Source organism: Candidatus Aquarickettsia rohweri (assembly GCF_003953955.1).
Classification (GTDB): Bacteria; Pseudomonadota; Alphaproteobacteria; order Rickettsiales; family Midichloriaceae; genus Aquirickettsia; species Aquirickettsia rohweri.
Window position 1 is genome coordinate 1 of the sequence record NZ_RXFM01000138.1, and the last position, 1,687, is coordinate 1,687.

The window sequence follows — 1,687 nt, forward strand, 5'->3', positions numbered from 1 at the left end:
TGATATTTCACGAAATTGTGAGATAAAACTGGCCCACTTTAGGCCTTATAAATCACGAAATCCTATCCAAATGGGCCATGGTCCATTGGACGTAGTAAACCAACTCAAATAACTACTCCACTCTTTGGTTTTTCCCTCATGGGCCTTCGGCCCATGTCGAGGGCCAGTGGTCATCGCGACGATTGGTCCTTGTTAATGAGGAGGCCAGTGGTGCAGTCAAAATAACAAACAACTTAGTCATAAGTCCACTGGAGATAGGATTTCACGGAATCCTATCTCCAGTGGACGTAGTGGTATGAGCCAGTGGCCACTGGCGCAGGACCCCAAAATGTGTCGGTACTACTTCCATGATTTCCTAACGAATTGCTGCTACGCAGCAATTTCGTCAGGAAATCATGGAAGTAGGTATAAGAGGCATATGTATTGGCCCAAAGGGCCAATACATATGCTCTAGGACTATATTGAGGGCTGCCCGAACCTAAAAATAAACACTTAGTACGGCATTGACCAATGGGCCTTTTTTGGCCCATTAGTCAATGCCGTCTTACTGCCCTTTGGCCAGTAAGACATCTATAGTCCAATAGTAAAACCAAAAGTAGGAGCGTAGCGACTACTACAGGTTTTACCGCACTGTTAAGACCAAGTGGCCGTAGGCCACTTGGTCTTAACAGTGCTTATCTACTGTATTATAGAGGACTGTGGCCTACGGCCACAGTCCGGCATAACCTAGACTGGACGTAGTCCAGTCTGGGTTATGCTCTAGGCAGTACGAAGTACTGCCGTCGTGAGGACATCCTGGATTTACGTAGTAAATCCAGGTGTCCGAACCTAGGCCACGTAGTGGCCCTTTAGAAATACTTACTAAGTACGGCCGTAATGAAGGCCCTTGAATGGGCCTTCATAGTAGGCCCTTATAACGGAGTATCTGACCAGTCTGATGGGCCATTCAAGGCCCACCAGACTGGTCAGATACTCCTAGAGCATAGCCCAATGGCCTGAAAGGCCATTGGGCTATGCCGGTCTACTGGCCGAAGGCCAGTAGACCTGGCTAATATAGGTAAAAGTATAACTCCACGCCGCAAGAAGAAAGTACTATGCACACTCACGAAATTGGTCAGACCCAGTGATTGCACAGTAAAAACCTCAAGTAGTCCCCAGGTCCTGGACCAGTAGCCAAAGGCCACTCGTTATCAAGACCGGACGCCATCTGCCACTGTATAATCCCAGTGTAAAGTGCATTCTGAGCAGTCAAAATTGAAGGCGACCAACTTCGTGGTCTCAATATCAGCAGGAGATATCCATGATGCTGTGATGGTGATTTTAGTTGCTAATTCCCTAAATCTGTAGCTAGCTTAATGATGAGATGGCCGACCTCCTCATAGAACAATATGTCCTTGGACATATTGTGAGGAGGCCATCTCAGGTCAAGTATCAAGTCAAATTACCTGGAAATGTGGCGTAGAAGTTAGCGTATTTGGTTTGGGTCCAAAAGGTCAAAGGTTAGAATCCTTTCATTTTGAAAGGATTTACCTTTGGCCTGTTAAGGATTTTGGTTTAAATCTCTTTATTTTTACCTACTTTAAATGCTTTCACGCTTTGGTTTTACCGAGCGCAGCGAGCATGAGCGTGTATCCGGTCAGGGACCGGGCCTTCTTTTTGGTCTATTTTACTGTCCTATTGGACTGAT

The 1,687-nt window shown here is 46.2% G+C and carries 1 tRNA gene; it reads left to right on the forward strand.

Features of this window, described 5'->3' with window-relative positions:
- The first annotated feature begins 1,447 nt into the window (after nt 1-1,447).
- Nucleotides 1,448-1,520, forward strand: a tRNA-Pro gene (locus tag EIC27_RS06770).
- Nucleotides 1,521-1,687: the final 167 nt, after the last annotated feature.